This is a genomic window from Mesorhizobium sp. M8A.F.Ca.ET.218.01.1.1 (assembly GCF_004791165.1).
GTDB lineage: Bacteria > Pseudomonadota > Alphaproteobacteria > Rhizobiales > Rhizobiaceae > Mesorhizobium.
Map to the genome: position 1 here is coordinate 57,801 of NZ_SRUZ01000005.1, position 25,844 is coordinate 83,644.

Genomic DNA, 25,844 nt, shown 5'->3' on the forward strand with positions numbered 1-25,844 from the left:
AAGCTAGTTTATCTTGTGATAGGTGACCTTGCCTTCCGGGGATACGATCCGCTGGTAGTTGGAACTTGGCGGGGGAGGCGCTGCCGGAGCCGGCCTCCGTCGCGTTGTGCGCGGCATATCCTCGGTGGCCGGTTCCGCCTCGGTGGCGCTGGCAACCGCCGCCGTATCTTCGGCGGGCGGGGGGAGCTCCACGACGCGCGGCTCGTCGCCACCGTGATTTCCCGACATTTCCGGTGCCTGCTTGGCGATGCTGGCGTTGACCTCGCCGAAGCTCGCCCGCAACCGGTCGTCCAGCGCCTCGAACCGGCTTTGAAATCCGTTGTTGACCGTGTCCAGCCGCGCGCTCATTCGCTGCTCGAACTGGCCGAGGTCCTCCAGCCGCGCCTCGATCGTACGCAGGTCGTTGATGCCACGGTAGAGATAGACGGCAGCGGTGGCGTTCAGAAGGGCAAACAGCGCCAGGCCGACGCAGACGGCAACGGCCACTCTGAACCGGCTCTTCTCCTTGTCGAGCAACGGCGGCTCGACCGCCGCCACCAGTTCGTCGGGATCGCTGATCGTTGTCATTGGACCACCACCTTGGTGCCGACAGGCACGCGCCTGAAAAGATCGATGACATCGGTATTGGTCAAGCGAAAACAGCCCGACGTGCCGTCGAAACCCACGCCCGAAGGGTCGTTGGTGCCATGGATGCGATAGAGCGTGTCGCGACCGTCCCGAAGCAGATAGAGCGCCCTTGCGCCGAGCGGATTGTACGGCCCCGAGGGAACCATCTCAGGCAACTCCGGCCGGCGGGCGCGCATTTCCTTGGGCGGGCGCCAAGCCGGCCATTCCGTCTTTGACCCCACCTGGACCGTACCCGTCCAGCCAAACCCATCGCGTCCGACGCTGATCCGGTAGCGCAGGGCCTCGCCCTTGCCGGTCACCAGGTAGAGCGCTTTTTCCTGCTTGCGGATGATTATGGTTCCAATCTTCTCGGCCGTGGGAAACGCCACTATCTTGCGCAGGCTGGGACCCATCGCCGGCAAAGGCGGGCGGCTGTCCGCCCACGCGCTCTGTCCGGCTGGAAGAGCCAGCGCCAGGCCGAGGAGGCAGGCGGCCGTCAGTCGAAAGCGATGGCCGCTAGCGGGCCGCATCGTCGAGCCGCTCGCGGAACATCTTCTTCAGATCCTTGTTGAAGCGGGCCCGGCCATCCACTTCGGACGGCAGCATCGCGCGGTTCAGGGCGTCGGCAAGCAGGGCATTGTCGAGGCTGACCGATTTGATGTTCGGCGCCTTGAAGATCTTTTCCAGCTCGCCGCGCGAGAAGTGGTTGCCGAACCATTTGCGCTTGTGCTTGTTGGCCACCAGCGTGATGCTGACGTTATTGCCGCGCAGCTCGCGGATCTTCTTGTACAGCCGTTTGCCTTGCCGCAGCGAAGCGACATTGAGCTCGAAGACGATGAAGATCTCGTCGCTCGTCGACAGCACGGAATTTTGCCAGGGCGTTTCGATGTTCGGCAGGTCGATGACGATGTCGTCGAAACGGTAGGCGACAAGATCGAGCAGCCGGAAGACGAAATCGGCGCCCTGCCGCTCGAACGGCAACTGCGGCCGCTCGAAGGCATAGAGCGTCAGGCCGGAAGGCCGCGACAGCTTGATGACATCCATCAGTTCGACATCGAGCCGTTCCGGCTGGCCGATGATGCCGGCAAGGTCGAACTGGTTGAACAGGTTGAGATAGGCGCCGCAATTGGCACTCTGGAAGTCGAGGTCGACCAGGCAGGTCGAGGCCGCGCGCTCGGTCGATTTCGAGGCCAGGAATTCAGCTGCCGACAACGCCAGCGTCGTGGCGCCGGCGCCGCCGCTGGCGCCGACGAAGGTGATGATGCGGCTTTTGGTACCCTGGTTGCCGCTGTCGTGGAAGGTGACGGCGTTGAGCAGTTCCTTGCCGTCGAGCGGCTTGTGCAGCCAGTCGGAGGCGTTCATGCGCACCAGCACGCGCGTCTGTTCGGACGTCAGCTCGTCCGAAACCGCGATCAGCGGCACGGTTGCCCACAGTCCACGCGCCTCGACGATGCCTGGATTGCCAAGCAATTCGCCATTGCCGAGATCGAGGATGACGATGCCCGGGCGCGTCTCGGCCGGTGGGCCTTTGAGGAAGTCGCCCGTCTCGGCAACCCGCACGTCATAGATCGCCAGCGCATCGAGCCGGGTCGCCACATCGCGCTTGAAATTCGGATCGGAGGAAAACAGCGCGACCTGCTTTCGCTTGGTGGGCAGGACCTTGGTGTTGATGGCGTTCATGGATACGTGCTCTTCATGTCTTCGCCCGTGACCGTGCTCAGCATGGAGGGCATGGTGATGGTTCCGAATCCGAGAAACCCGGCCAGAAAGAAGAACTGGAAGGGATGATTGACGATGCTGACGGTGATCGTTGGCACCGGCCCGCTGGGGCGAGTCCAGTAACCGAGGCCTGAAGCCTGATATTGGATCTGGACCTCGGATTTCAGAAGGGTTGGCAGGAATGTCAGCATGCCCGGCCGGGAGCTGCTGCCGCTAAAGATAAAGTCGAAAGCGGCTTGGCTCACATTGAGGTTCTGGCACGTGGCGCCTGTTCCGCAGCTGCAAGATACTGCTCCGGCGGCACTGGCGGTACAGATGTAGCTGTAAGTGTTGGCTGGAACCGCCTTTCCCACGTCCAGTGGGTCGCTGGGGGTTTTTGCCTCCAGCAGAAGTCCGCTGGCGATCGGAGCGGAAATCTGCGCCAGCCTGGCGCCAGCCTGCACCGCCTTGTTTCCGGCATTCCATTGGTAGAAGGCGTAACCGAAGTCGACGAAACCAAGCAGCAGAGTGAGCAGCACGGGCATTGCGATGGCCGCCTCCACCATTGTCGCGCCGGATTGGTTTCTCCAGAACGTGCCGCCCGACATCACCATCCCAAGACACGCTCCTGATGGAAAACATTGAGCGTAAGGGCACCAAAGCCAAGATAAGACCAGAGGCCCAGAGTGGGATACGGATATGCGGTGCTGACCTTCACCACAATGACCGTGCCGGTGCTGCTGAGATAGAGCTCGGTGCCGGTCGAATCGATCGCCTGGATCGATTTTGCTTTGGTGATGGAGACTTGACCCGTGGTCCACCCGGTAACCCTAGCGCTACCGTTCGTGACGGCCCCGTTCACGGCCAGGTTTGTTGCCAACGCGGAACAAGTATCCCAGTCGCTGCTGCAGCGCGCCATATAGCGAGCGGCATCCTCGACGCCAGCTGCGAGAAGCAGACGCGTGTTGAAGATGTTCGAGAATTCGAAGACGCCGGCCGACAGCAGCAACACGAGTGGCATGACGATCGCTATCTCGACCAAGGCAGAGCCTTGTTCGTCATGGTGGAACCGCTGGAGGAACTGCCTTAGTTTGATGAACATGGCGCTACCGGTACAGTTGCGCTTCGTTGCGAAACGCCTTGTCGACAAGGGTATTATTGGCAAAGGCGCCATCCACGTCGACGATCTCCAGACTGATGGGTTTCTCGCCTGCGGAAGGATCGTCTGGATCCTTCGTGTTGTCCTGCTTCTGAACCGGCGTGTTAATGAACACGCTGACATAGCCGTCCGGCTTGATCGAGACGTGACCGTTTAGCTTGTCCTCGTTGGCGAGGCAGTTGACGATCGCCATGTTGAGCAGCCGGCGATCTGGATCGAGTGTCGGGTTAGGACCCTTGTAGCAGGATGGATCGCCGCTTTCCTTGGTCGGATTCAGCGACTTGTCACCGACAAGGCTTTTGGCGATCTCGTACTTGTAGACGTCATATCTTGATGCGGGAGCGCTCGTGGAGCCGGTCGGGTTGGTGGTGCTGGGGACGTTCGGATACGCCGTCCCGTGGTTGACCTGCCAGTAGCTTGTCCAGAAGCTCTGCGATCCGATCGCGTCGGACATTCCCTTCGCATCGACGTAGTTGGTGCCCGGAGGCAAAGGCAACGCGGTGTTGTCCGTCACGGGATCGTACTTGCTGCAGCCGGTCTTCTGGCCCTTGCGAACGTTGGTCGCCGGCCTGTAATTGAAGTCCTTGCTGTCGTTGTTCAACGAGCCGCTGTAGAGATCGAATCGGGTGTTGAGGCCAGTGTTGACCTGGCCAAGGGTGACGCCGGTCTTCGTGGTCAGTGCGTTGCGATTGTAACAGGTTCCCGAGGTGCCGATCGCAATGGCATCTCGCAGCGAGCTGAGATTGTTGTCGATCAGGCCGAAATTGCCGGGGCCAGGATTGGAATCGACTTTCAAAATACGGAACTCTCGCCCGTAAGTATCGCCCGAGGCAAAGGCTTGCTGGATCGTCTTGCTGGTCGAAGAATCCGCTGTCTCGAACGGGTTGCACATGAACAGGGGAACGGTTTCGCAGATTGATTGAACGAACCCGGCCACCGCCTGCGGCTGGATATCCATGGTGTCCCTGCTGCCGACCAGACTTGCCGGAAAGATCGTCGCGAAGGCACCTGCGCCAGCCGCAACGCCGGAAGCGTTGATCGTGACTTCAGCGAATGAAACAGCCTTGGGATCGATGCTTGCCCAGTTTGTGCCATCGGCATCGACGCCGGCAGCACTCAATGCGGTTTCGTCGCTGGCGGGGATGCCGGTCAGATAGGTGACGGTCATATCGGCTAAAACCAGCGGATGATCCCCCGATGTCGAAAACAGGGTGTTGTTGGTGACGAGGGTTGTCACGGCCAAGTTGGCCCGGGTGATGGAATCCGATCTGCCGTCGAGTTCCGCCGCGGCGGCAAGCGCCATCGCGTCGACGCCCTTCTGCAGATCGTTGTGGAGCCCGTTGACCCGGCTCATGTCGATGGCAAGCACCGAGAAGCCGATGAGCACAGGTATCATAATTGCCACGAGGATCATCGCTATGCCGCGTTGATCGTTCCAGAAGGCTCGAATGGTCCCCAACATGACCTTACTCTCTGCTCTCTCGCGCAAGGGCCCCTCGCATGCCCAGCGCCCTCCGCATCCTTCCGTTCAGTTCACGGCGTCGTCACACCCGATCCACCGACATTGACCGTGATGGCCGGCGGTGGCGGGGGTGGCGGCGGAAATTTGTAGTTGTGCGCGATAGCGGCGGCGCGCGTGCCGTCGCCTTCGATATGCGTGTTCCTGGAGGCCGGATTGAGCGGGTCGACCGTCTGAAGCATCGAGTTGAACTTCTGCGTGTCGCCGGCGGCCAAGGTCACCGTGTCGTAGTGGTTCAGATAGTCCGCGGCGCAGCCCGAAAGCGACCCGGCGCACAGAATGAGGATCAAGGCGCTATTTCTTGACATAGAGCATCTTGTCCTTCGATTTGAAGTCCAGCATGTGGCCGTACGGGCCGGTGACGCCGTCGCCTTTTTCATATTTGCGGATCATGTCCTTGTTCACTTCGAGCTGCCCGAGCAGGAAGAGCTCCGGGTCGTTGGCGGGCCGGGTCTTGTCGAAAGGCGTCGCCAGCTGTTCGCCGGGCTTCACCGGCCGCACGAGGTGCGGCGTGACGATGACGACCAGTTCGGTCTCTTCCTTCTGGCTGCTCGAGTTGCGGAACAGTGTGCCGATGACCGGCACCTGACCGAGCCACGGCACCTGCTCCTGCAGCCTGGTGATCTTGCTGGACAGCAGCCCGCCAACGGCAAAGCTCTGACCATCGCGCAACTCGACCACGGTTGACAGTTTGCGGTTGGTGAAGATCGGATCGCCGGCGCTGGTGAAGCCGGTCAGGTCGCTGACCTCAGGGGCAAGGCTGATATGGATTTTGTCGTCGTCGAGCACGACCGGCGTGAACAGAAGATTGACGCCGAATTGCTTGTACTCGATCTGGACCTCGCCATTGGCGTCGACGCTTCGGATGGGGACCTGGCCGCCGGCGTTGAAGCTAGCTTGCTCACCGGAAAGCGTGGTGAGGTTCGGATTAGCGAGCGTCCGCACGACGCCCTTCTCTTCGAGCGCTTCAATAATCAGGTCGACCTTGATGTTGCTGTCGATGATCTGGGTGATCAGTGTCGCGAAAGGATTGCTTTTCGACAGCAAACCCGTGAGCAGGGTCCCTGGGGCCGTTCCTGTTGGCGTGGTAGCTGCGATGCCCGTTCCAAAATGAGTTGCATTGCTGTCCCTGCTTCTGAACGACACACCGAGATCGCGGCCGGCGTTGCGCTTGGCTTCCAGCACACGCACTTCGAGATTGACCTGCTGGCTGTCGTCGACAGTGACGGAATTGATGATGGCGTCGGGACCATATTGCTGGGCCACTTCCATGATCGCCGACAGCGTGGCGCCGTCCTTGACATGGCCGCCAAGCCTGACCTTGCCGTTGATCGAGCCGATTTCGATGCGCGACCTCGGCGAAACCTGACGGATCGCCGCCGCCATGTCGCTGACATCGACGCCGACCTCGATCTGGATGACGCCGAGCGAGCGCTTGTCGGGCGAGAACAGGTTGACCGTGGTGGTGCCGGCACCCTTGCCGATGACATAGAGCGTGCGGTCGGTCATTGGCTGCGCATCGGCGATCTTCTCGTCGCCGACGACGATGTCGCCGAGATTGGCATTTACCTGGATTGTCACCGATTGCGACATCGGCAGGAAAACACGATGGACGCTGGGGTTGGACACGTCGATGAAGCGGTCAGCCGCCTCGGCCACGAGGCTCGACAGCAAAAACGCCACCAGACAGGCCAACGCGCCCGCCGCCATCCTCAACCAAGTCCCCTGCATCCCCGTCTCCCAAATGCTGCTTAAGGCAGCCACCGTGTCGCGCGGTACTATGCCGCAATATTATCATGGTTGTCGCGGCACGTCATATGTCTCGAGCTTCACGCCCCGGAACACGCCCACCGACACATTCTTCGGCGGCTCGGGCTGCACATACTTGACCACTTCCTTGACGACTTCCCGCACTTCAGCTGCCGCCGCTGGAGCGGGCTTAGCCTTGCCCAGCTCGTCAAGCCGGCTTCCAACGCGCTCCACGGCCTGGGTGAGCCCGGCAATCTTGTCCTCGGCACGCTTGCGCTCAGCTTCCGCCAATGCGTCCGCGGCAGCTTTCTTCTCGAGCTCGGCCTGTCGCTTGGCGACGTCTTCTGGCATTTCGCCGGTCAGGTCGGAAAGCGTCACCCGTTCGGTGGCCTCGCCCTTGCTGGCCGCCGCCTGGCGCAGCGCCAGAGACAATTGGCCGGCGCCGGCTGCCAGGGTCAGCTTCTGTGCGTCCTTGGTGCTGACCTCGAGCGTCACTGACTTGACGACGGTCGGGCTGTCCTTGCTCACATCTGCAACCTGGTCGATGGCGAGCACCTTCATGCTCTGCAGCAGCACGTCGACGAAACTCTTGTCCGCACCGTCGTCGCCACGCACCGTGCGCGTCAGCAGAATATCGACGCGGTCGCCGGGGAAAACGAATCCAGCCACCCCAAGCACGTCGTTGACCCTGATGGAAACGGCTTTCATGCCTTCGCCCAGCACCGCCGAGAGCGTGGCGCGCTGGCCGGGGCCGGTGATCTTGGTGGCGAGAACGGGCTCGTTGGTGCCGATCGCCTGCAGCGCCTGCTTTACGCCTTCGCCAGCCAGCATCTCTTTCGTTGTCTTGAAAGCGCCGGCCGGAACCGCGCCCGCCGGCCACGCTATCTCGCGCAACTTGTCGTCGGTCAGCGTGTCACCGAATTTCAAAGGTACGGCCGCCACCACCACCGTATCATGCGGGACGTCATCCGTCCGCGCCATGGCATTGCGCTGGCTGGCCAGCCAGATATTGGCGAGCACCACCGCCAGTACGCCGAACACGCCGGCGAGGACAATCATGATAAGCGTATTAGCGCGCATCTTCCCACCCCACCATCGCCCGCCGGGCGAATGTCAGCCCCTTCAAAGCGCAGAATTCTGGGCCGAAATCGAGCGATTCCGGCCCAGAAGGTTTTTAGCAAGTGCCACCGGCACTACCATCAGCCTTCAGGCCCTTGCCGTTCAGGTTCGCGCAAAGGCCGGTGAATTGACTGCCGACCCATCCGCCGATGGCAATAACCGCAATGATCGATGCCGCCGCAATGATGCCGATCAGGATCGAGTATTCCACCATGGCAGCACCGTTCTCATCATCGCGGAACTGCCTGGCTGCAATGATAAGCCTTTTCATGGCTGTATCCTTCGCCTCAGCAGGTGCCGCCAGCGGTACCATCAGCCTTCAGGCCCTTGCCGTTCAGCTTCGTGCAGAGGCCGGTGAACTGGCTGCCGACCCATCCGCCGATGGCAATAACCGCAATGATCGATGCCGCCGCAATGATGCCGATCAGAATGGAATATTCGACCATGGCAGCGCCGTTTTCATCGTCGCGGAACTGCCGGGTCATCGTCATGAGCTTCTTCATGTCAATTTCTCCCTTTGGAGGTTTGAACCCGACGAGACAGAGCCAAGGATGAACTCCATACCCAAGCATCCCCCGTCATCTCGATCCTAGGTCCCGAGAAATTGCGGAGTCAAACGGGATTAACGGTTCCTTAACTTCCCAATACATGAACTTGCGAGTTGAGAGCGGCTTTAAATTTCAGCAAGAGCTTGATTCGTCTAATTTTTCAAGCGCCCTTAACCATTCGTTCACAATTATGCGTAAGGCCTAATAAAGTGACAGCTACTTTAGATGTGTAGCATATCCCTTTATATCTAGGGGGTTATAGCCAGATATGGAGTGGATTCCGATGTCGGAGCACGCAAGGGCACAGGAGGATCTAAAGCTTAGTCGCACACTCATGTTTGGCAACGCGGGGATCATAAATAAAAACGATATTTTTTGGGTGCGCTCCTTAACTATGTTGAAAGTATTGCCGGCATGTGAGGCGCCCCGGCGCTTGTGCGTCGCTTGGTTAACGTTTAGTTTCCGCTAATATGCGCTGGAGGGGTATAAGGGATTATGCTGGGGCGGTTTATCAAGGGACCAAGCGAGCAGCAGGCCGCGACAAAGGCCGAGCCGCTGACTGTACTGCCCATCGTTCCGGCTGTTTCTCCAGTTGTTGATATAGAACCCCATGGCGACGACTTCCTGACGCTGAAAGTCGAACTGCATCGCCATTTGATTGACAGGTTCAACCTATCCGCGCTCGAAACCGCGTCCAAGGACGAGATTCTGAACGAGATCCGCCCGATCGTGCGCGAGTTCGTGCGCAGCCACAGTGTGCCGCTGAACGCTCGCGAGCTTGATCAAATTACCAGCGAGACTGCCGACGAGATGCTGGGACTCGGCCCGATCGAACCGTTGCTCAAGGATGACACGATCACCGATATCCTGATCAACACCCACAAACGCGTCTTCATCGAGCGGCGTGGCCTGGTTGAAGAGACGGCCATCCGGTTTCGTGACGAGGCGCATCTGCTGCGGGTCATCAACAAGATCGTTTCAGCCATCGGCCGGCGCGTCGATGAATCCTCGCCGATGGTCGATGCCAGGCTGGAGGATGGATCGCGCGTTAACATCGCGGTGCGGCCGATCTCGGTCGACGGCCCGCTGGTGTCGATTCGAAAGTTTTCCAAGAATCCCTATTCGCTCGAACGCCTGGTGGCGCTCAATTCGATCCGTCCGCCAATGGTCGATCTGCTGCGGATCGCCGTGCAGGCGCGCAAGTCGGTCCTCGTTTCGGGAGGGACGGGCAGCGGCAAGACGACTTTGCTCAACGCGCTGTCGAGCTACATTCCGTCCAGGGAGCGCCTGATCACCATCGAGGACGCGGCGGAACTGCAGCTGCAGCAGCCTCATGTCGGCCGGCTGGAGACACGCCCGCCCAGTGTGGAAGGAAAGGGAGAGGTTCGCCAGCGCGAGCTGGTCAAGAACGCGCTCCGCATGCGTCCCGACCGTATCATCGTCGGCGAGGTTCGCGGCGAAGAGGCCTTCGACATGCTGCAGGCCATGAACACCGGCCACGAGGGCTCGATGACCACCATCCATGCCAACACGCCGCGCGATGCGATCTCGCGGCTTGAGCAGATGGTCGGCATGGCGGGAATGCCGATGACGCATGAGTCCATCAGGGCGCAGATTGCTTCCGCCATCGACGTCATCGTGCAGACACAGCGCCTGTCCGACGGCGGCCGGCGCGTGACATCGATATCGGAGATTACCGGTATGGAAGGAAATGTCGTCCAGATGCAGGAGATCTACACCTTCGTGCGTCGCGAGGTGACGGTTGACGGTCAGATCGTCGGGGAATTTCGCGCTACCGGCGTTCGCCCACGTTTTGCCCCGGAAGCGGCGACTCTCGGGCACCATTTCGCCAAGGACGCCTTCAATCCCCAGGTTGCGCTCTAATGCCCACCGGCCAGACCTTGCTCTACTTTATTTACACGCTTACGGCCGCGGCCGTCATTCTCGCCGGCGAGGCGCTTTATCTGTCTTTCGCCGATCGCCGATCCCGTGCCGGCATGATCAACCGGCGGCTGAAGCGATTGTCCGATGAGGTTCCGGCCGAAAGGACCTTGCAGGGATTGCTGCGCGAACGCGGCCTGACGGATACCGGTGATTTTCTTTTCGGCATGGTCGGCTTGAACAGGCTCTACACCCAATCCGGCATTACCGGAAACCCGCTGACTTTCGCCGCGATGTTCCTGGCCTCAGCCCTTGCGATCGCGCTGCTTTTCTCATTCCTTCTGCGTTTTTCCATATTGCCTTGCATCCTGATTTTTCTGGTGACCGGATTTGTCCTGCCACTTCTGCTTCTGCGTCGTGCGCGCAGGAAACGGATCCAGAAATTCGCGAAACAGCTCCCGAATGCACTCGACATGATCGTGCGTTCGCTGCGGGCGGGGCACCCGGCAACGGTGGCCATAGGTCTGGTCGCGCGCGAAATGCCCGATCCGATTGGCACGGAATTCGGCATCGTCTCCGACGAAATCACCTTCGGACTGAGCATCGAACAGGCGGTGCGGAAGCTTTCCCAGCGCGTGGGCTTCGAAGGCCTCCACCTATTGTCTGTGTCGCTGTCGATCCAATCGAAAACTGGCGGCAACCTGACCGAGATCTTGGCTAATCTTTCGTCGGTTCTGCGCGAGCGTCAAAAACTCAGGATGAAGATCAGGGCGCTTTCGTCGGAGGGCCGGGTGTCCGCGTGGATCATTTCGCTTTTCCCGCTCGTAATGTTCCTGCTCCTCCAGCTCGCCGCTCCGACATATTACGGCCAGATATGGCACGACCCTTTGATCATGCCGGTGTTCGTGATCTTCGGAACATGGGCGCTGCTGGGTGACTTCATCATGTATCGCATGGTCAATTTCGATTTCTGACAGGAGCGAGCCATAAACCTGCTATCGAATATTCAGGGACTGAGTTTCCTGGTTTCCACCGCGGTGTTCGTGGCGGCTGCGTCGCTGTTTCTGTTCGGTGCGCTTGTCTTCTTGCCGGCGTTGCAGACGCGCAAGCTGGTTGCCCAGAGCCTGACGTCGGAAGGCATCGTCGACCGCCGCTCGCTCGCGGGGCAGGAACAGTTGCTCAAAATCTCGGCGCAGCGTCCAGTTGACGCCTACTTTCGATCGATGGAGAAGGAACGCAACGAGCCAAATGCGCTCGAGGCGAAGCTTTTTCGCGCCGGGTTTTATCAACCCAGTGCTCCGCTCATCTACACCTTGTCGCGGCTGGGCGCGGTCTGTATCGGCTTTTTGGTTGCCTATGCCCTCCTTGTACGAGTACTCCCGCCTCAACTCCCTGCTTTCATGGCCTTTGCCGGTTCCGCGTTGTTCGGTCTCGCCTGCATCGTGATCCCGGCTATCCTGCTCGACCGCTTCGAGAATGCTCAAAAAAATATCTACCGTCGCGGATTCCCCGATTTCATGGACATGATGATCACCTGTGCCGACGCCGGCATGAGCCTGGAGGCGGCGGTCGAACGTGTCGGCGCCGAACTGGCCGGCACCCACAAATGGCTGGGCATCCAGCTTGCTATCATGAACCTGCAATTACGGGCCGGCAAACCGTTGCGGGAGGCGCTGCGTGAACTCGCGGACCGCATCGGGCTGGAAGAGGCGCGCTCCCTGGCCGTGCTGTTCCGGCAGTCGGAGGAACTCGGCACCAGTCTGACGGATGCGCTGCGCGTCTATAGCGACGAGATGCGCGGACAAAGAATTCTGAGCGCTGAGGAGAAGGCCAACGCCCTGCCTGTCAAAATGATGATCCCGTTGGGATTATGCATCTTCCCGGTGGTCATGATGGTGATCATGTTGCCGGTGATCATCCGCATGAAGGGCATTTTCTTCTAAACGGTTCTATGCTTTGATTCTAAAATAGAGTCGCCGGACTCTGGGGGATAAAATGACAGGGCCAATGCGCCTCGCAACCGTCGTCGCTGCCAGTCTCTTGATGGCAGCCCTTGCCGGCTGCCAGACAAACGGCGCCGACACCACTGGCGGTGTCGTGCGCACCAATGAACCCTCGAAAGGCGATGTGACGTCCTTTGGCGATGCGTTCGACGGATTGAAGACGGTCAGCGACGTCGAATATTACGCATCGGACCAGGCCGTGGCCGAAGCCAAGAACCAGTTCCGCGCGGAAAACTATGGCAACGCCGGCGCGCTGTTCTTCAAGGCGACGCAACTCGCCCCCAATGACGGCGGCGCCTGGATGGGACTGGCCGCTTCGTGCGACCGGATCCACCGCTTCGACCTCGCCGACCGTGCCTATGGCCGCGCCTTCAAGCTGATGGGGCCGTCGCCCGAATACTACAACAATGTCGGCTATTCCGATCTGCTGCGCGGCAAACTGCAGGACGCGCGCGGCAATTTCCTCAAGGCTTATGAGCTGGCACCAAACGATCCGACCGTAGCCAACAATCTGAAGCTGCTGTCGTCGAGCGTGCAGAACATCGAGCGCTAGCATGCTGCTCGTCGAAGCGCTGCTGTTGAAGGCCCTCGCCATCCCGCTGCTCGCCAGGATTGCGTGGCTCGACTTCACGACGCAGAGGATTGCCAATCGCGATGTGCTGCTGCTGCTCTGCCTGGGAGTGGGGTCCCTGTTGCTGCTTGTGCTCCGATCCGGATCCTGGTTGGACATGGGCTTGAGCGCGGCTGCCGGCCTCGTGCTGTTTGTAGCCTTGTTCCCGTTCTGGCTCTTGCGCAAGATCGGCGCCGGCGACGTCAAGCTGATGGCGGTCGTGCCTTTTCTGACCGGCGGCGAAGACCTCGTCGTTTTTTCCGTGCTGCTCCTGGTTTTCGCCCTCGTCACCGCAGGGGCAATGAAGAATCCATTCCTGCTGCCCGCGGGCGCCTTCCGCATCTACGTCCAGCATCTCGATCGCAAAGGCGTTGTGCCGTTTGGCGTGCCGATCTCGGTCGCGGCGATCTGCACGACAGCCCTCGTGATCTATGAAAATATGGTGTTGGCGAACAGTTCTGGAATCCTGAATCAGCTTAACTAACCCCGGCAGCGCGGGCAGCCGCCATCGACCAGAAGATTCCGGTTGTGATCGTCGATTGGATGGCACCTGCGCGATCGACTGCCAAGGGGTCAACGGACATAGGCTTGGCGCCCTTGATCTGGTCCTTGCAGGTACTTCGCTTCGTTGCCGCGCTGATGGTCGTATATGTCCACGCGGCCCAGACCGCCGTTACGGCCACCGGATCCAATGGCCTGTTGCCTCACGATTTGCAGGTGGCCGGCTTCGCGGGCGTAGACATCTTTTTTGTCATATCCGGGGTGATTATTGCCAGGACGGCACCTGGCCTGACCTGGCGATCCTTCGCTTGGAGACGGTTCCGGCGCATCGTTCCGCTCTATCTGCTGATCAGCATCCCCTATGCGATCGTCGCCTACAAAACCGGCTTCGGCTGGCGGGACGCGGTGGCGACCCTCCTGCTGTGGCCCGCTACGGATCAAATGACCGCGCCAGCATTGCCCGCGGCCTGGACGCTGTGCTTCGAAATGCTGTTCTACGCCGCCGCAACCGTGGTTCTCGTCGACCGGCGGCTGCTATGGGGTCTCCTCGGTATCTTCGGCCTCGCAATGATGTTTCGCTCGGCGGGCCCGGTGCTGCAGTTTCTTGGCAACCCGCTGATCATCGAGTTCGGCTTTGGCATCGCTCTCGCCTATGCACCCAAGTGGAAACCGGCGGTATGGTGCCTGCCGATCGGCGCCGCGGCGATGATCACGGTGGGATTCATCGGGATGGCGCCGCAAGGGGGAACGATGGAGTTTCTCGCCGGCGAGAACGGGTTCCAGCGCGTGCTGGTTTACGGTCTCCCGGCGGCGATGATCGTCTTCGGCACTATGCAGATCGACGCACAGCCGAGCGCATGGACGGTTCTCGGTGATGCCTCCTATATGCTTTATCTGATCCACACACTGCCGATAACGCTGCTTCTGGTGGTGTGGACCGTTTTTCCGATTCCTGCCGACCTCATCATCGTGATCGGCACCGCAACATCAGTTCTTTTCGCTTGGCGGATGTACATCCTGTTCGAGTTGCCGCTGCGCAAATTCCTGCGCCGGTATGATCCCCAGCTGAAGACTGGCCGCCATCCAACTGGCCTGGCACTACGGGATTGACGCATGCGCTTCGACAGAAGCTGCCCAGCTTCGAGACGGAAATCTTGTTCCCGACGACTTCTCCATGATCGGCGGCGGCAGTCACGAAATATTACGTGAGGGAACGCCCGGGCCGCCAGTAGCTTTGACAATCGAGGCGGTTGTCGCCTCGTTCAAAACTCCAAAGGAGATCAAGAATGCCCAATCAAGGTGGAAGCCATGAGCAGCATGTGAAAGCAGGCCAGCAGAGCCATAAGAACATGGACGACAAGAACCGTCAGCAGCAGGCGGCGGGCGGCAGCCAACGCCAGCAAGGTGACGGGTCGGGCACGCGCGGCGGGACCCATGAACAGCATGTGAAGGCTGGCCAGCAAAGTCACAAGAATCGCTAGCCAGAGCTTGATGGCACCGAGCCCGTCCCGAGCAATCGGGATGGGTTCTGCATGTCACACCACTCATCGAAAGCCGCCCGGTTCACTGCCGGCCAGCAAACCGAGAGAAAAGGATTTTGATGCCCGATCCGAGAGAACCCGATCCCAACCGCGATGTGCCCATGCCGGCTCCCAATTGGAAGCCCGAGCCGATCGGCGAACCGGAGCCGGACCGATTGCCCGACGAGGCGCCGCTACCCAATCCCGACGAGAATGAAGAGCCCCCGATGCATGCGGCCGGCTGACCGGATTGCGCACGTCGTTGGGGTCACTCTTCGTCGAAGCGGCCGCCTTCCCTCGAAGGATCGCGTGAAATGACCGCCTCCTCGACATCGTCGGGCAATGCCTCGTCGCTTTCCTGGTAGGGGTTGTCGTCGTCTTCCTCGGGCAAGTCGCCTTCCTCCTCGGCCCCGTCTTCCACCGCCGCATTGTCGGGAAGGATTTTCGCCCCTGCGAGCGCGTCCCAGTCCTGCTGCCCCATGGCGGGACCTTCGGTTTCGTCGGGGTCTTCGGCCTGCACCGCCGGTTGCTCTGTTTTGCGGGGGTCCATCGTCGTTCTCCGAAATCCTGAGGAGTTGCCCCGGTCGCCTGGCGCCCGGGGCACAAACTTGCCAGCTAGGCGGCCTGTTCCAGGGCACGCTCGTTGACGCCGCCCTCGCCAAGGCTGGAAAGGGCCTCGTCGGTCGCCATCTCCTCCTCGAGGGTCGCGTTGAGGAGGTTGACCACCTCGCCCTTGCCGAGCTGTTCGGCCCAGGCGATCAGCGTGCCGTAGCGCGCGATCTCGTAGTGTTCGACGGCCTGCGCCGCCCCAACCAGCCCGGCGTCCAGCGCGGGGGCGCCCTTGTATTCCTCGAGGATTTCCGAACCCTCCTCGAGGATGCCGTCGATGGCGGGGCAGGTCTTGCCCCGGGCCGGCTTGTCGAGAAGCTCGAAGACCTGTTCGAGGCGATCGACCTGGCCCTCGGTCTCCGCCAGATGTTTCTCGAACGCCGCCGCAAGGTCCTCGGATTCGGCGCCCTTTGCCATTTTCGGCAGCGCCTTCAGGATTTTCTTCTCGGCATAGTAAATGTCCTTCAGCCCGTCGAGGAACAAGGCTTCAAGGCCCTTCGTTGCCGCTTTCTTCGCAGTCGCCATAATTGTCATCTCCAATTGTCGTGAAGCCCACCATCGGTGTAGCTGGGACTCAACTTGCTATCGGGACGGTTGTTCCAGCCGTCTCGCAAAGAGGCTGCCTCCGGCTCGGCCCACGCGCCGCCGCGGGGCGAACTCCCTCACTGGATCTGCCGCATGGTGCACTGGCGCGGCGCCTTGTCCGGCCGCCAGCGCAACAATTTGGTGCCATGCCGGAACCTGTCGCCGGTGACGTGATCGAAGCGGACCTCGACCACCAGTTCCGGCCGCAAGGGTTCCCATTCGCCGCTGCGCTGCGTGCTCCAGCGGCTCGGTCCGCCTGGCGCCTTGCCGGTGAAGCCAGGTCCGCCACGCAGCTTTTCCAGCTTTCGGGTGACGCCGGCCCGGTCGTCCCTGCCGATGGTCGAGGTAAAGCCGACATGGTTGAGTTTGCCGCTCTCCTCGTAGAGGCCGAGCAGGAGCGAGCCGACCTCCTTGCTGCCGGCCAGATAGCGAAATCCGCCTACCACGCAGTCGGCCGTACGCAACCGTTTGACCTTGACCATCGCGCGTTCGCCAGGCCGGTAGGGGTCGGCCAGCAATTTGGCGACGACGCCATCGGTGGGGCCGTGGCCGGCCCCTTCCAGCCAGCGCCTGGCGGCCGCCGGATCGGTCGCGCTGGGCGAGAGCCGCAAGCCGGGTTTGGCGCTATCCCGAACCAAGCCTTCGACCGCCCGGCGGCGGCTCGACAACGGTTCGTCAAGCAGGATCGTCCCGTCCGGCGCAACCGGCATGTCGAACAGGATCAGCCGCGCCGGCGTTTGCACGCTCAGCTTGCGGATACGGCTTTCGGCCGGGTGAAGCCGCATCTGCAGTGCGTCGAAAGAAAGCTGGCCTTCGAGTTCGATGACGATTTCGCCATCGACAACGAAGTTGCGGGCCTCGACCTGCTGCAGCATGGCGACGAGCTCCGGGAAGTAACGGCCGAGAGGTTTGCCGGATTTCGCGCGCAGGTCGACATCCCTGTCGCCTTTGAAGGCGAGGCAGCGAAACCCGTCCCATTTGGGCTCGTATTGCCAAAGGCCTTCGCCTTCCGGGAGGGCATCGGCGGCCATGGCCTCCATGGGAGGCGTGTCCAGGGGGAGGGCAAACCTGTCCTTCATTGAGCCGTTCAGTGGGCGTGGTGTTCGGCATTCCTCTTGCGCGTCGCAGCCGCCTTCTTTGCCGATTCGGACCGGCTCGCGGCCGATCGGGAAGCCGACGCCTTTCCGCCGCTCTTGCCGCCCTTGTGCGCTGCCGGATGGCCCGTGTGCTTGCCACGCCCGGAGCCACCTTCCTTCTTGCCGCCACCATCGTCCTTGTTGACCGTTGCCCATGCGCGGCGCTCGGCTTCCTTGTCGGAGACGCCACGCTTCTCATAGCCTTCGGCGATATGGTCGGCCTTGCGTTCCTGCTTGTCGGTGTATTTGGATTTCTCGCCTCGTGGCATGATCGCTACTCCTTCTCGCTGGAGGTTGAACGTTAGGCCGGCGCCCGGGTTCCAACGCGGTCGGCGAACCGCCGTTCCCGACATCGCCCATGACCGCGGCCTGGCTGCTACTCCTCAGGCGCCGTCGCTGGTGCGGTGTAGCGCCGCCGTACGGCATCGAGCACCCGTTTGCGGCTCTCTTCCGCCGAAAGCTTCCTGTCCTTTTCCGCCTCGGCGGTTTCGCGGGCGAGGTCCTTGTCCCTGATCTGGTGGCGGAACCATTTCGAATAGTCGCCCGCGCGCAGATGGAACTCCCAGGTCTTGTCGTCTATGCCTTCGGCCATCTGGGCAAAGATCATCAGATTATGGGCCCTCAGGTTCATTGCATCGTCGGGACCGCGGAAATAGAAGCTCCCGGTCTCATCGAGTTGGCCCTCGGCATATTTGCGGCTGTGGCGCTTGAGAGACTGGCGAGGTTCGATCACCTTGACCGTCGTGAGTTTTTTGCGCACCTGCGGCCGCCAGAACAGGACGCGGTCGCCCTTGGGCGTGGGAATGTCCTTCGGTGGCTCGATGCCGGTCTCGCGGCAGAAGGCCTTCACCACGTCCTTCGCCGTCGGTCCAAGGGCGATAACGGCCGTAACCAGGCGCAGGGCGTCGGTCGAAATCGCTTCGGGATGGACGGTGATCAGGATTGTTCCCGGCAGTTCCAGGGAGAGCACGGAGCGCGTATCGTCGCGCCGCTTCGGAAGAAGATGGTGCGCTTCGTCGATGACCAGCCAATGCGGTCTCGCGGTGCGGCGGCGGAAGCTGCCAAGGCCAGGCAGCAGGTCGGCAAAGAAATCAGGCCGTTCGTTGACACGCAGCGAAAGCCCGTTGACGACGACATTGCTGTCGGCCTTGGCGACCAGATCCAGCACCTGCGCCTTTGTGGGCGCGCTCGATCCGTCCCCCAGCCGAACCGCACCCTCGAGGCCATCATAGTCGCCCTCAGGGTCGAAGACGCAAAACTGAAATCGGTTCTCGACAAAGCGTTCCGTCAGCGCGGTGGCCAGGGTGGATTTGCCGATGCCCGAACTGCCGGCGATGAGCACGCTGTCGGTCGGCGACAGATAGATGTCGTCGCCACCTGACGATCCCAGAACAATGCCGTCGTGGCGCCTCGGCACGATCCCATGGTCGCGCTTGATCAGCTTGGCGATCAGTTCCTCGACGCCTTTGCCGCGTGCACCGCTCGTGACCAGGGTTGCGGTGCTCTTGACCGCGGGAATGGCATTGTCGACCGCAACGCTGCAGCCGCAGGCCTGCAGGAAGGCATGATCGTTCTCGGCGTCGCCGATACCCACCACATTGTGCGGCGACAGGCGAAGATCCTCGAGCGCGGCAGCCAGCCCGGTGGCTTTGTTGACCCCGCTCGGCAGGATCATCACCGCACCCTTGTTGAAGATGATTTCGAGCTCGAGCCCCATCTTCTTGATGACTTCGAGCACGGTCGCCTGATGTGGCTCCCAGGTGGCGACGATCGAACGTCCCACCGAAAGTGGCTTCACCCCCTGCTTTTTCAGTCTGGCGACGAATTTGGGCTCCGGCGATAGCGAGATCACCCGCTCCTCCTCGCTCGCCGGGGTATAGATCAGGGCACCGTTCTCGGCGACGACCTTGTCGAACAGGCCGACATCGGGAAACACGCGCTTGAGGTCGGGCAGCTCGCGTCCGGTGACCAGAAGCAGTTTACGGCCACTTTTCTTGAACCGCTCCAACGCGGCGAGCGTCTTCTCGGAGACAGCCCCGTCATGCGCGAGCGTCCCGTCATAATCGGTCGCCAAGGCAATGAAATACATTGCGATGACCTCAGTAGCCGCCGACGATCGGCAGGATCTCGCCGGTGATGTAGCTCGAGCAGTGCGGAGAGGCCAGGAACACATAGGCCGGAGCCAGTTCCTCCGGCTGTGCCGGCCGTTTCATCGGCGTGTCCGCGCCGAATTTCGAGACGTCGCCGGCTTGCTTGTCGGACGGATTGAGTGGCGTCCACACCGGGCCAGGCGCGACCGCGTTCACTCTGATGCCCTTGGCGATGAGATTGCCCGAAAGCGCGCGCGTGAAGGCATGGATGCCGCCCTTGGTCATCGAATAGTCGACCAGTTGCTTCGAGCCGTCTATGCCGGTAACCGAACCGGTGTTGACGATCGCCGAGCCCGGCTTCATGTGCGGCACCGCTTCCTGCGCCATATGGAAATAGCCATAGAGATTGGTCTTCAGCGTCGTGTCGAAATGTTCTTCGGTCAGGTCGCCGAAGTCGCTGGAATGGATCTGGAAGGCGGCGTTGTTGACCAGCACGTCGATGCGGCCGAATGTTTTGACCGTGGCCGCCACGGCATCGTGGCAATCCTGCCGTTCGCTGACGTCGGCCTTGATCAGGATGCAGCGTCGACCTTCTTTTTCGACGGCGGATTTCGTCTCTTCGGCGTCCCTGTCCTCGGCCAGGTAGACGATCGCGACATCGGCGCCTTCGCGGGCGAACAATACCGCCACCGCACGACCGATGCCGGAATCGCCGCCGGTGATGAGAGCCACCTTCTCCTCGAGTTTCCTTGATCCGAGATAATAGGGAGCATCGTAGAGCGGGGCAGGTTCGACCGCCGCTTCATGCCCGGGTTTGGCCTGATGTTGCTTGGGGAAGGGCGGCTCGGGATAGGTGCGCGCGCCTGCCTGCATGGCGTGCTCCGCCTTGCCGTTGCGCTTCGATTTGTCCCTGGCATCGACGCCGCGCTGGATATGGCGCTGCTTGGCGGCTTCACCGGCGGTCCGGGATTTCGTCTCCATGGCTGTCTCCTCGGCTGAAGAAAGTTCGCGCGCCAAACCGAAAGGTCAGCGCGACGCATAAGCTTGTCGAAATGTGTCGCCGCCCGTCCGCGTCAGTCCTTGACATAGGCGCCGAGTTGGCGGCCCGATTTTGGAGACTTCGCGTCCTTCGAACGTTCGGAGATCGCCGGGCCCGCACCGGATGTCTTTTCGGTTGCAGGGCTGGGTGTCGCCTTGCCAGGCGGGTTCTGGCCTTCGGACTGATGTGTTTTCTCATTTGTCTGATCCGCCTGTCGCGTGAGCCCCATCCCGCCTGCCGGCGGCTTGTTGCCCGCCGCATCGGGCGAGAAATCGTCGCTCGGATCCGGGCCGGTCCTGGCGGGATACTTCCGTGCGCCGGTTTCATATTCGGTCCTGTCGCGTGCCATGGCTGCCTCCGTGTTTGCCTGAACGCAAAACAGCCGCGGGCCGATCAGGTTCCGAACAAACGCCTTTGAACCGCCATGCAGGCTGTGCCGCCAGGGCAAGTGTTTCGCATCGGTCGCCAAAAACAGAATGTCGTTCCTTACGGATCGCATAAGTGCGATATAAATATCGGCTACTGGCGATATACGGGGAATTCATGGATCACGATGCCATCCTGAAGGCGTTGGCCCATCCGGTTCGGCGCCAGATGTTGAACTGGTTGAAAGAGCCGGAAATGCATTTCACGAGCCAGGAACATCCACTGGCCATGGGCGTTTGCGCGGGGCAGTTCGAACGTTGCGGTCTGTCGCAATCAACCGTGTCGGCCCATCTCGCCACGCTTTCATCGGCGGATCTGGTGACCACACGCCGCCTTGGTCAATGGGCCTTCTACAAGCGGAACGACGAAACGATCGCCGCTTTCCGCGCTTCGCTCTCCGATATCTGAACCTGCATTTGCTTGAGTATGAAAGGCCTTCCGATGACCACACTTTTCGACCCGATAGCGGCCGGCGACCTCGCCCTCGCCAACCGCATCGTCATGGCGCCGCTGACGCGCAATCGCTCGCCGAATGCGGTTCCAGGGGATCTGTCCGTCACCTATTACCGCCAGCGTGCCACCGCGGGCCTGATCGTGACCGAAGCGACCGCGATCACTCATCAGGGCCAGGGCTATGCGAACGTGCCGGGTCTTTACGCGCCAGAACAGCTCGCCGGGTGGAAGAAGGTCACCGACGCAGTGCACGCCGAAGGCGGCAAGATCGTCGTTCAGCTCTGGCATGTGGGTCGGATTTCCCACACATCGCTGCAGCCGGGAGGCGGCAAGCCAGTTGCGCCGTCGGCGATCCGCGCGAAATCCAAGACCTTCCTGGTGGGTGCCGACGGCAGCGGCAGCTTTGCCGAGACGTCCGAGCCGCGGGCCCTTGAGGAAGGCGAGATCCAGGGTATCGTGCAGGATTTTCGGCGTGCGGCGAAAGCGGCAATCGAGGTCGCCGGTTTCGACGGCGTCGAGATCCACGCGGCCAATGGTTATCTTCTTGACCAGTTCCTGCGTTCGGGCAGCAATCATCGGACCGATGCTTATGGCGGTTCGATCGAGAACCGTGCCCGCTTCCTGTTGGAGGTGGTGGAGGCGGTCGTCGGGGAAGTCGGCGCCGGCCGGACCGGCATTCGGCTCTCGCCGGTGACGCCGGCCAATGACTCCTCCGATCCCGAACCCCAGCCGTTGTTCGAATACGTGGCCAGGAAACTCGGCCGTCATGGATTGGCCTATGTCCATGTCATTGAAGGCGCGACAGGTGGGGCCCGTGATTTCCAGCAAGGCGAGCGGCCGTTCGACTATGCCTCCTTCAAGGCGGCCTACCGCGATGCGGGCGGCGCCGGCGCCTGGCTGGTCAACAATGGCTATGACAGGGAACTCGCGGAAGCCGCGGTTGAGGCAGGGCGTGTCGATCTGGTCGCTTTCGGAAAATTGTTCATCGCCAATCCCGATCTCGTAGGCAGATTACAACAAGGCATCGCGCTGAACGCCCCCGACAGCAATACATTCTACGGGGGCAGTTCGAAGGGATATACAGACTATCCGACGGCGGCATAGCAGGTCGCCGACTGAACCGAAGTTCCGGCGGATCGCGGTCAATCCCGCCATGCCGGAACTTCGACCGATCACTCAATGCCGCTCGGGATGCCCAGCCCATGACACATAAAAAGCAGCTGCGGCTCGGCGCGTTCATGCGCCCGGTCAGTTTGCACACAGGCGCCTGGCGTTATCCCGGCGCCTATCCGGACGCTAATTTCAACTTTGCCCATCTGAAGCGCTTCGCCCAGACGCTTGAGGCGGCGAAGTTCGATGCCTTCTTCATGGCCGATCATCTGGCAGTGCTCAACATGCCGATCGAAGCGCTGCGGCGCAGCCACACGGTAACGTCGTTCGAGCCATTCACGCTGCTGTCGGCGCTGGCCGCTGTCACCGATCATATCGGGCTGGTCGCCACGGCATCGACGACCTTCGATGCGCCTTATCATGTCGCGCGCCGCTTCGCCTCGCTCGATCATATCAGTGGCGGCCGCGCCGGCTGGAATATCGTCACCACGTCCAATCCCGACGCGGCGCTGAACTTCGGTCTCGACGAACATGTCGAGCATGATGAGCGCTACCGGCGGGCGCGGGAGTTCCACGATGTCGTGACGGGGCTGTGGGACAGCTTTGCCGACGACGCCTTCATCCGCGATCCTGAAAGCGGGCTCTATTTCGATCCGGCGAGGCTGCATGTGCTGGATCACAAGGGCGAGCATCTTTCGGTGCGGGGCCCCCTCAACATCGCTCGGCCGGTGCAGGGCTGGCCCGTCATTGTCCAGGCCGGCGCGTCGGAAGCCGGACGGCAACTGGCGGCCGAGACGGCGGAGGTCATCTTCGCCGCGCATGCCGACCTCGCCGCCGGGCAGCGTTTCTTTGCCGACGTCAAGGGCCGGGCGCAGAAACTCGGCCGCTCGCGCGACGACATCAAGATCCTGCCCGGCGCCTTCGTCATCGTCGGCGACAGCGCCGAGGAAGCACAGGCCAAGCGAGCCAGGCTCGACAGCCTCGTCTATTACGAAAGCGGCATCGCCTCGCTGTCGATCGCGCTCGGGCATGATGCGTCCGGTTTCGACCCGGACGCGCCCTTGCCGGACATTCCCGAAACCAACGCCAGCAGGAGCGGCCGCGAGCGCGTCATCGAACTGGCGCGCCAGGAGAAGCTCACCGTCAGGCAGCTCGCGCAAAGGCTGGGCGGCTATTCCGGCCTTGCCTTCGTCGGCACGCCAGGGACCATCGTCGACGACATGGAGGAATGGCTCGTCGCCGAGGGCTCCGACGGGTTCAACGTCATGTTTCCCTATCTGCCCGCCGGACTTGATGATTTTGTCGGCAAGGTCGTGCCTGAACTGCAGCGGCGGGGCATATTCAGGCAGCAATATGAAGGATCGACCCTGCGCGAGAACCTCGGCCTGAAGCGGCCTCCCAACAGGTTCTTCGCGTAGAACATCATCCGGGGAGGGCTATGCAATGTCGACGCTGACGAACACCCGCATCGTGCTCGCGGCGCGGCCGCAAGGCCGGCCCAAGCGGAGCGATTTCCGCGTCGAGTCCGTCGCCATCGGCGAGCCGGGGGAGGGCGAACTGCTGTTGCAGATCCTCTATCTGTCACTTGATCCATATATGCGCGGCCGCATGAACGCCGCCAGGTCCTATGCCAAGCCGGTCGAGATCGACGGCGTGATGGAGGGCGGCACGGTGGCTCGTGTCGTCAGATCCCGCCATGCCGGCTTCGCCGAGGGCGATATCGTGCTGTCCCACTCGGGATGGCAGAGCTTTGCCGTGTCCGACGGCGTCGGCCTGCGCAAGCTTGATCCTGCGGCGGCGCCCGTCACCACCGCGCTTGGGGTGCTCGGCATGCCGGGCTTCACCGCCTATGCCGGCCTGCTCACCATAGGACGGCCTAGGGCCGGCGAGACCGTGGTCGTGGCGGCCGCCAGCGGCGCGGTCGGATCGGCCGTCGGCCAGATCGCGCGCATCAAGGGGGCTCGTGCGGTCGGCATTGCCGGCGGCCCCGAAAAATGTGCCTTCGTGCGCCAGGAACTCGGCTTCGACGCGGTTGTCGATCATCGCGCCGATAATTTTGCCGAGCAACTGAAGGTTGCCTGTCCCGGAGGCATCGACGTCTACTTCGAGAATGTCGGCGGTCCGGTCTGGGATGCGGTGTTTCCGCTGCTCAACGAGTTCGCGCGTGTTCCGGTCTGCGGATTGATCGCGCAGTACAACATCCCTGCGGATTCCGGCGCCGACCGGCTTCCGGCGCTGATGCAGCAGGTGCTGCATCGCAGCCTGACGATAAGGGGCTTTATCCAGCGCGAATTTGTCGATCAACGCCCAGCCTTCTATCGCGAGATGGCCGAATGGATAGCGTCCGGGCGTGTGCGGTACCGGGAAGATATCGTGGACGGCATAGGGAATGCGCCACAAGCTTTTCTGAGGCTTCTCGAAGGAAAGAATTTCGGCAAGCTCATTGTGCGGGTCGCGAGATAGTCATCTCCCGGACGGCCAATTTCGGGAGGCAGTCTTTTAGGAATGAGAGCGTGGCGATACACTTCCGTGCCTGCCGGCCCGCTTCATGGCCGGGCTCGCCCCCGCAGGCAATCCCGTCGAGCAGATTGATGCGCGCGCTGCCAGACACCGCCATGCTTCTTCTTCAGCGCGTCCCGGGAAGAAAAATCTTCTCCGATTTCCTCCTACGGCGATCGTCAATTCCTTTCGTTCGATACCAATGTCTATAAAAACTATGGACATTCTGGCACACTGGCTCGAACATACAACAAGGCGTCCATCATGACCAATCCGGCCATTGTCGGCTTCTCCGGCAATTTCACGCGGCCCTCCAAGACCCGTGGCTTCGTGGACCATATCGTGACGGAGATTGCCGGGCGATACGGCCTCTCCGCCAGCACCCATGACATCGTCGATCTCGGTCCCAGTCTTGGCGGTGCCAAAGGGACGCGCGACCTGGATGGACAGGCCCGCGCCATTCTCGAGCGGATCCTGGCCGCCGATGTCCTGGTGGTCGGCTCGCCCACCTACAAGGGCAGCTATACCGGTCTGTTCAAGCATTTCTTCGATCTCGTCGACCCGGCCGCCCTCAGGGGCAAGCCGGTGCTATTGGCGGCGACCGGCGGCGGCGACCGCCATGCGCTGATCGTCGAGCATCAGCTGCGGCCGCTGTTCGGCTTCTTTGAAGCCTTTGCGCTGCCGACGGCCGTCTACGCCTCGGAGAAGGATTTCGTCGACGGCGTGCTGGCATCCGAAGCGATCCGGGCCCGCGTCGGCCTTGCGGTTGACGATGTCGGCCTGGCGCTCTTCGGCAGGCAGCGCGCCAGGATCGCTGCCGAGTAGCGTGCTCCGGAATATATCCCGCGCGCCAACCTCGTCAGGCGCGCGGTGGTGCGACTTCCAGGCGCTGCCTGAACCTCTTGGCCGTCCGGGGTAGCAATCGGACGTAGCCAGCAATCCAAATGTCCAATCCGTCACGGTTGCCGTGGTCCCAGCCGATGC

Annotated in this window: 31 protein-coding genes; 13 read left to right on the plus strand and 18 right to left on the minus strand. The window is 61.5% G+C overall.

Annotated elements, in window-relative coordinates; translation table 11 throughout:
* Positions 1 to 3 precede the first annotated feature (3 nt).
* The 11 genes from EN861_RS18980 to EN861_RS19030 all read right to left on the minus strand — a co-directional run bounded on the left by EN861_RS18980 (position 4) and on the right by EN861_RS19030 (position 8,353).
* Positions 4 to 567 carry a hypothetical protein gene (locus EN861_RS18980; RefSeq protein WP_135864963.1) on the minus strand — a complete coding sequence of 188 codons (564 nt, stop codon included), beginning with the start codon at positions 565 to 567 and terminating at the stop codon, positions 4 to 6.
* Entirely contained in the window at positions 564 to 1,136 is a 573-nt protein-coding gene (locus tag EN861_RS18985) for a L,D-transpeptidase (protein ID WP_135864965.1), read from the minus strand. Before EN861_RS18985 ends, EN861_RS18980 begins: the two co-directional genes overlap by 4 nt.
* Positions 1,123 to 2,286: an AAA family ATPase gene (locus EN861_RS18990; RefSeq protein WP_127275395.1), complete on the minus strand. Its 1,164-nt coding sequence runs from the start codon at positions 2,284 to 2,286 to the stop codon at positions 1,123 to 1,125. The genes EN861_RS18985 and EN861_RS18990 overlap by 14 nt, the downstream gene beginning before the upstream one ends.
* On the minus strand, positions 2,283 to 2,918 hold the full coding sequence (locus EN861_RS18995; RefSeq protein WP_135864967.1) for a TadE/TadG family type IV pilus assembly protein: 636 nt from the start codon (positions 2,916 to 2,918) through the stop codon (positions 2,283 to 2,285). Before EN861_RS18995 ends, EN861_RS18990 begins: the two co-directional genes overlap by 4 nt.
* Positions 2,912 to 3,406, minus strand: a complete 495-nt coding sequence (locus EN861_RS19000) for a TadE/TadG family type IV pilus assembly protein (RefSeq protein WP_167531360.1) — start codon at positions 3,404 to 3,406, stop codon at positions 2,912 to 2,914. The genes EN861_RS18995 and EN861_RS19000 overlap by 7 nt, the downstream gene beginning before the upstream one ends.
* A gap of 4 nt (positions 3,407 to 3,410) precedes the next feature.
* Positions 3,411 to 4,925 (minus strand): pilus assembly protein TadG-related protein, encoded by a 1,515-nt coding sequence (locus tag EN861_RS19005; RefSeq protein WP_135864969.1) that lies wholly within the window; start codon positions 4,923 to 4,925, stop codon positions 3,411 to 3,413.
* Positions 4,926 to 4,996: 71 nt separating this feature from the next.
* A complete protein-coding gene (locus EN861_RS19010; RefSeq protein WP_245511741.1) occupies positions 4,997 to 5,272 on the minus strand; it encodes a hypothetical protein in 276 nt (91 codons plus the stop codon).
* Positions 5,273 to 5,276: 4 nt separating this feature from the next.
* On the minus strand, positions 5,277 to 6,713 hold the full coding sequence (locus tag EN861_RS19015; protein ID WP_135864972.1) for a type II and III secretion system protein family protein: 1,437 nt from the start codon (positions 6,711 to 6,713) through the stop codon (positions 5,277 to 5,279).
* Positions 6,714 to 6,776: 63 nt separating this feature from the next.
* Positions 6,777 to 7,811, minus strand: coding sequence for a Flp pilus assembly protein CpaB (gene cpaB, locus EN861_RS19020; protein WP_135864975.1), 1,035 nt, complete (start codon positions 7,809 to 7,811; stop codon positions 6,777 to 6,779).
* Positions 7,812 to 7,905: 94 nt separating this feature from the next.
* Entirely contained in the window at positions 7,906 to 8,121 is a 216-nt protein-coding gene (locus EN861_RS19025; RefSeq protein ID WP_135864977.1) for a Flp family type IVb pilin, read from the minus strand.
* A 16-nt stretch (positions 8,122 to 8,137) separates the two neighbouring features.
* The gene (locus tag EN861_RS19030; RefSeq protein WP_135864980.1) at positions 8,138 to 8,353 is read right to left on the minus strand and encodes a Flp family type IVb pilin; all 216 of its coding nucleotides are present in this window, start codon (positions 8,351 to 8,353) and stop codon (positions 8,138 to 8,140) included.
* Between the two features lie 540 nt (positions 8,354 to 8,893).
* Here EN861_RS19030 and EN861_RS19035 point away from each other — a divergent pair.
* The 8 genes from EN861_RS19035 to EN861_RS19070 all read left to right on the plus strand — a co-directional run bounded on the left by EN861_RS19035 (position 8,894) and on the right by EN861_RS19070 (position 15,158).
* Positions 8,894 to 10,282 carry a CpaF family protein gene (locus EN861_RS19035; RefSeq protein ID WP_127870465.1) on the plus strand — a complete coding sequence of 463 codons (1,389 nt, stop codon included), beginning with the start codon at positions 8,894 to 8,896 and terminating at the stop codon, positions 10,280 to 10,282.
* A 113-nt stretch (positions 10,283 to 10,395) separates the two neighbouring features.
* Positions 10,396 to 11,253, plus strand: a complete 858-nt coding sequence (locus EN861_RS19040; protein ID WP_245512068.1) for a type II secretion system F family protein — start codon at positions 10,396 to 10,398, stop codon at positions 11,251 to 11,253.
* Positions 11,254 to 11,271: 18 nt separating this feature from the next.
* Positions 11,272 to 12,222: a type II secretion system F family protein gene (locus EN861_RS19045; protein ID WP_135864984.1), complete on the plus strand. Its 951-nt coding sequence runs from the start codon at positions 11,272 to 11,274 to the stop codon at positions 12,220 to 12,222.
* Between the two features lie 52 nt (positions 12,223 to 12,274).
* Positions 12,275 to 12,835, plus strand: coding sequence for a tetratricopeptide repeat protein (locus EN861_RS19050; RefSeq protein WP_167531359.1), 561 nt, complete (start codon positions 12,275 to 12,277; stop codon positions 12,833 to 12,835).
* A gap of 1 nt (position 12,836) precedes the next feature.
* Positions 12,837 to 13,376 (plus strand): prepilin peptidase, encoded by a 540-nt coding sequence (locus EN861_RS19055; protein ID WP_127870468.1) that lies wholly within the window; start codon positions 12,837 to 12,839, stop codon positions 13,374 to 13,376.
* A gap of 104 nt (positions 13,377 to 13,480) precedes the next feature.
* On the plus strand, positions 13,481 to 14,503 hold the full coding sequence (locus EN861_RS19060; RefSeq protein WP_245512069.1) for an acyltransferase: 1,023 nt from the start codon (positions 13,481 to 13,483) through the stop codon (positions 14,501 to 14,503).
* Positions 14,504 to 14,679: 176 nt separating this feature from the next.
* Entirely contained in the window at positions 14,680 to 14,874 is a 195-nt protein-coding gene (locus tag EN861_RS19065) for a hypothetical protein (RefSeq protein WP_127870469.1), read from the plus strand.
* A gap of 119 nt (positions 14,875 to 14,993) precedes the next feature.
* Positions 14,994 to 15,158, plus strand: a complete 165-nt coding sequence (locus EN861_RS19070; protein WP_127281181.1) for a hypothetical protein — start codon at positions 14,994 to 14,996, stop codon at positions 15,156 to 15,158.
* Between the two features lie 23 nt (positions 15,159 to 15,181).
* On the opposite strand, the gene EN861_RS19075 is transcribed toward EN861_RS19070, so the two are convergent.
* From EN861_RS19075 to EN861_RS19105, 7 genes are all read right to left on the minus strand, one after another.
* Complete coding sequence (locus EN861_RS19075) at positions 15,182 to 15,463, minus strand: hypothetical protein (RefSeq protein WP_127281180.1); 282 nt, start codon at positions 15,461 to 15,463, stop codon at positions 15,182 to 15,184.
* A 65-nt stretch (positions 15,464 to 15,528) separates the two neighbouring features.
* Positions 15,529 to 16,047: a ferritin-like domain-containing protein gene (locus EN861_RS19080; protein WP_127870470.1), complete on the minus strand. Its 519-nt coding sequence runs from the start codon at positions 16,045 to 16,047 to the stop codon at positions 15,529 to 15,531.
* Positions 16,048 to 16,184: 137 nt separating this feature from the next.
* Positions 16,185 to 17,186: an ATP-dependent DNA ligase gene (locus EN861_RS19085; RefSeq protein WP_135864986.1), complete on the minus strand. Its 1,002-nt coding sequence runs from the start codon at positions 17,184 to 17,186 to the stop codon at positions 16,185 to 16,187.
* 8 nt (positions 17,187 to 17,194) lie between these two features.
* Positions 17,195 to 17,512 carry a hypothetical protein gene (locus tag EN861_RS19090; RefSeq protein ID WP_023771230.1) on the minus strand — a complete coding sequence of 106 codons (318 nt, stop codon included), beginning with the start codon at positions 17,510 to 17,512 and terminating at the stop codon, positions 17,195 to 17,197.
* Positions 17,513 to 17,619: 107 nt separating this feature from the next.
* Entirely contained in the window at positions 17,620 to 19,332 is a 1,713-nt protein-coding gene (locus EN861_RS19095) for an HAD-IIB family hydrolase (RefSeq protein ID WP_135864988.1), read from the minus strand.
* A gap of 10 nt (positions 19,333 to 19,342) precedes the next feature.
* The gene (locus tag EN861_RS19100) at positions 19,343 to 20,314 is read right to left on the minus strand and encodes an SDR family oxidoreductase (RefSeq protein ID WP_135864990.1); all 972 of its coding nucleotides are present in this window, start codon (positions 20,312 to 20,314) and stop codon (positions 19,343 to 19,345) included.
* Between the two features lie 92 nt (positions 20,315 to 20,406).
* Positions 20,407 to 20,841, minus strand: coding sequence for a hypothetical protein (locus EN861_RS19105; RefSeq protein ID WP_245512070.1), 435 nt, complete (start codon positions 20,839 to 20,841; stop codon positions 20,407 to 20,409).
* Positions 20,842 to 20,915: 74 nt separating this feature from the next.
* Between EN861_RS19105 and EN861_RS19110 the strand changes: the two genes are divergently transcribed.
* From EN861_RS19110 to msuE, 5 genes are all read left to right on the plus strand, one after another.
* Positions 20,916 to 21,206 (plus strand): metalloregulator ArsR/SmtB family transcription factor, encoded by a 291-nt coding sequence (locus EN861_RS19110; RefSeq protein WP_135864992.1) that lies wholly within the window; start codon positions 20,916 to 20,918, stop codon positions 21,204 to 21,206.
* A 33-nt stretch (positions 21,207 to 21,239) separates the two neighbouring features.
* On the plus strand, positions 21,240 to 22,355 hold the full coding sequence (locus EN861_RS19115; protein WP_135864994.1) for an alkene reductase: 1,116 nt from the start codon (positions 21,240 to 21,242) through the stop codon (positions 22,353 to 22,355).
* Between the two features lie 98 nt (positions 22,356 to 22,453).
* Positions 22,454 to 23,779 (plus strand): LLM class flavin-dependent oxidoreductase, encoded by a 1,326-nt coding sequence (locus EN861_RS19120; RefSeq protein ID WP_127870475.1) that lies wholly within the window; start codon positions 22,454 to 22,456, stop codon positions 23,777 to 23,779.
* Between the two features lie 25 nt (positions 23,780 to 23,804).
* On the plus strand, positions 23,805 to 24,824 hold the full coding sequence (locus EN861_RS19125; protein WP_135864996.1) for an NADP-dependent oxidoreductase: 1,020 nt from the start codon (positions 23,805 to 23,807) through the stop codon (positions 24,822 to 24,824).
* Positions 24,825 to 25,124: 300 nt separating this feature from the next.
* Entirely contained in the window at positions 25,125 to 25,685 is a 561-nt protein-coding gene (msuE, locus tag EN861_RS19130) for an FMN reductase (protein WP_135864998.1), read from the plus strand.
* Positions 25,686 to 25,844 lie beyond the last annotated feature (159 nt).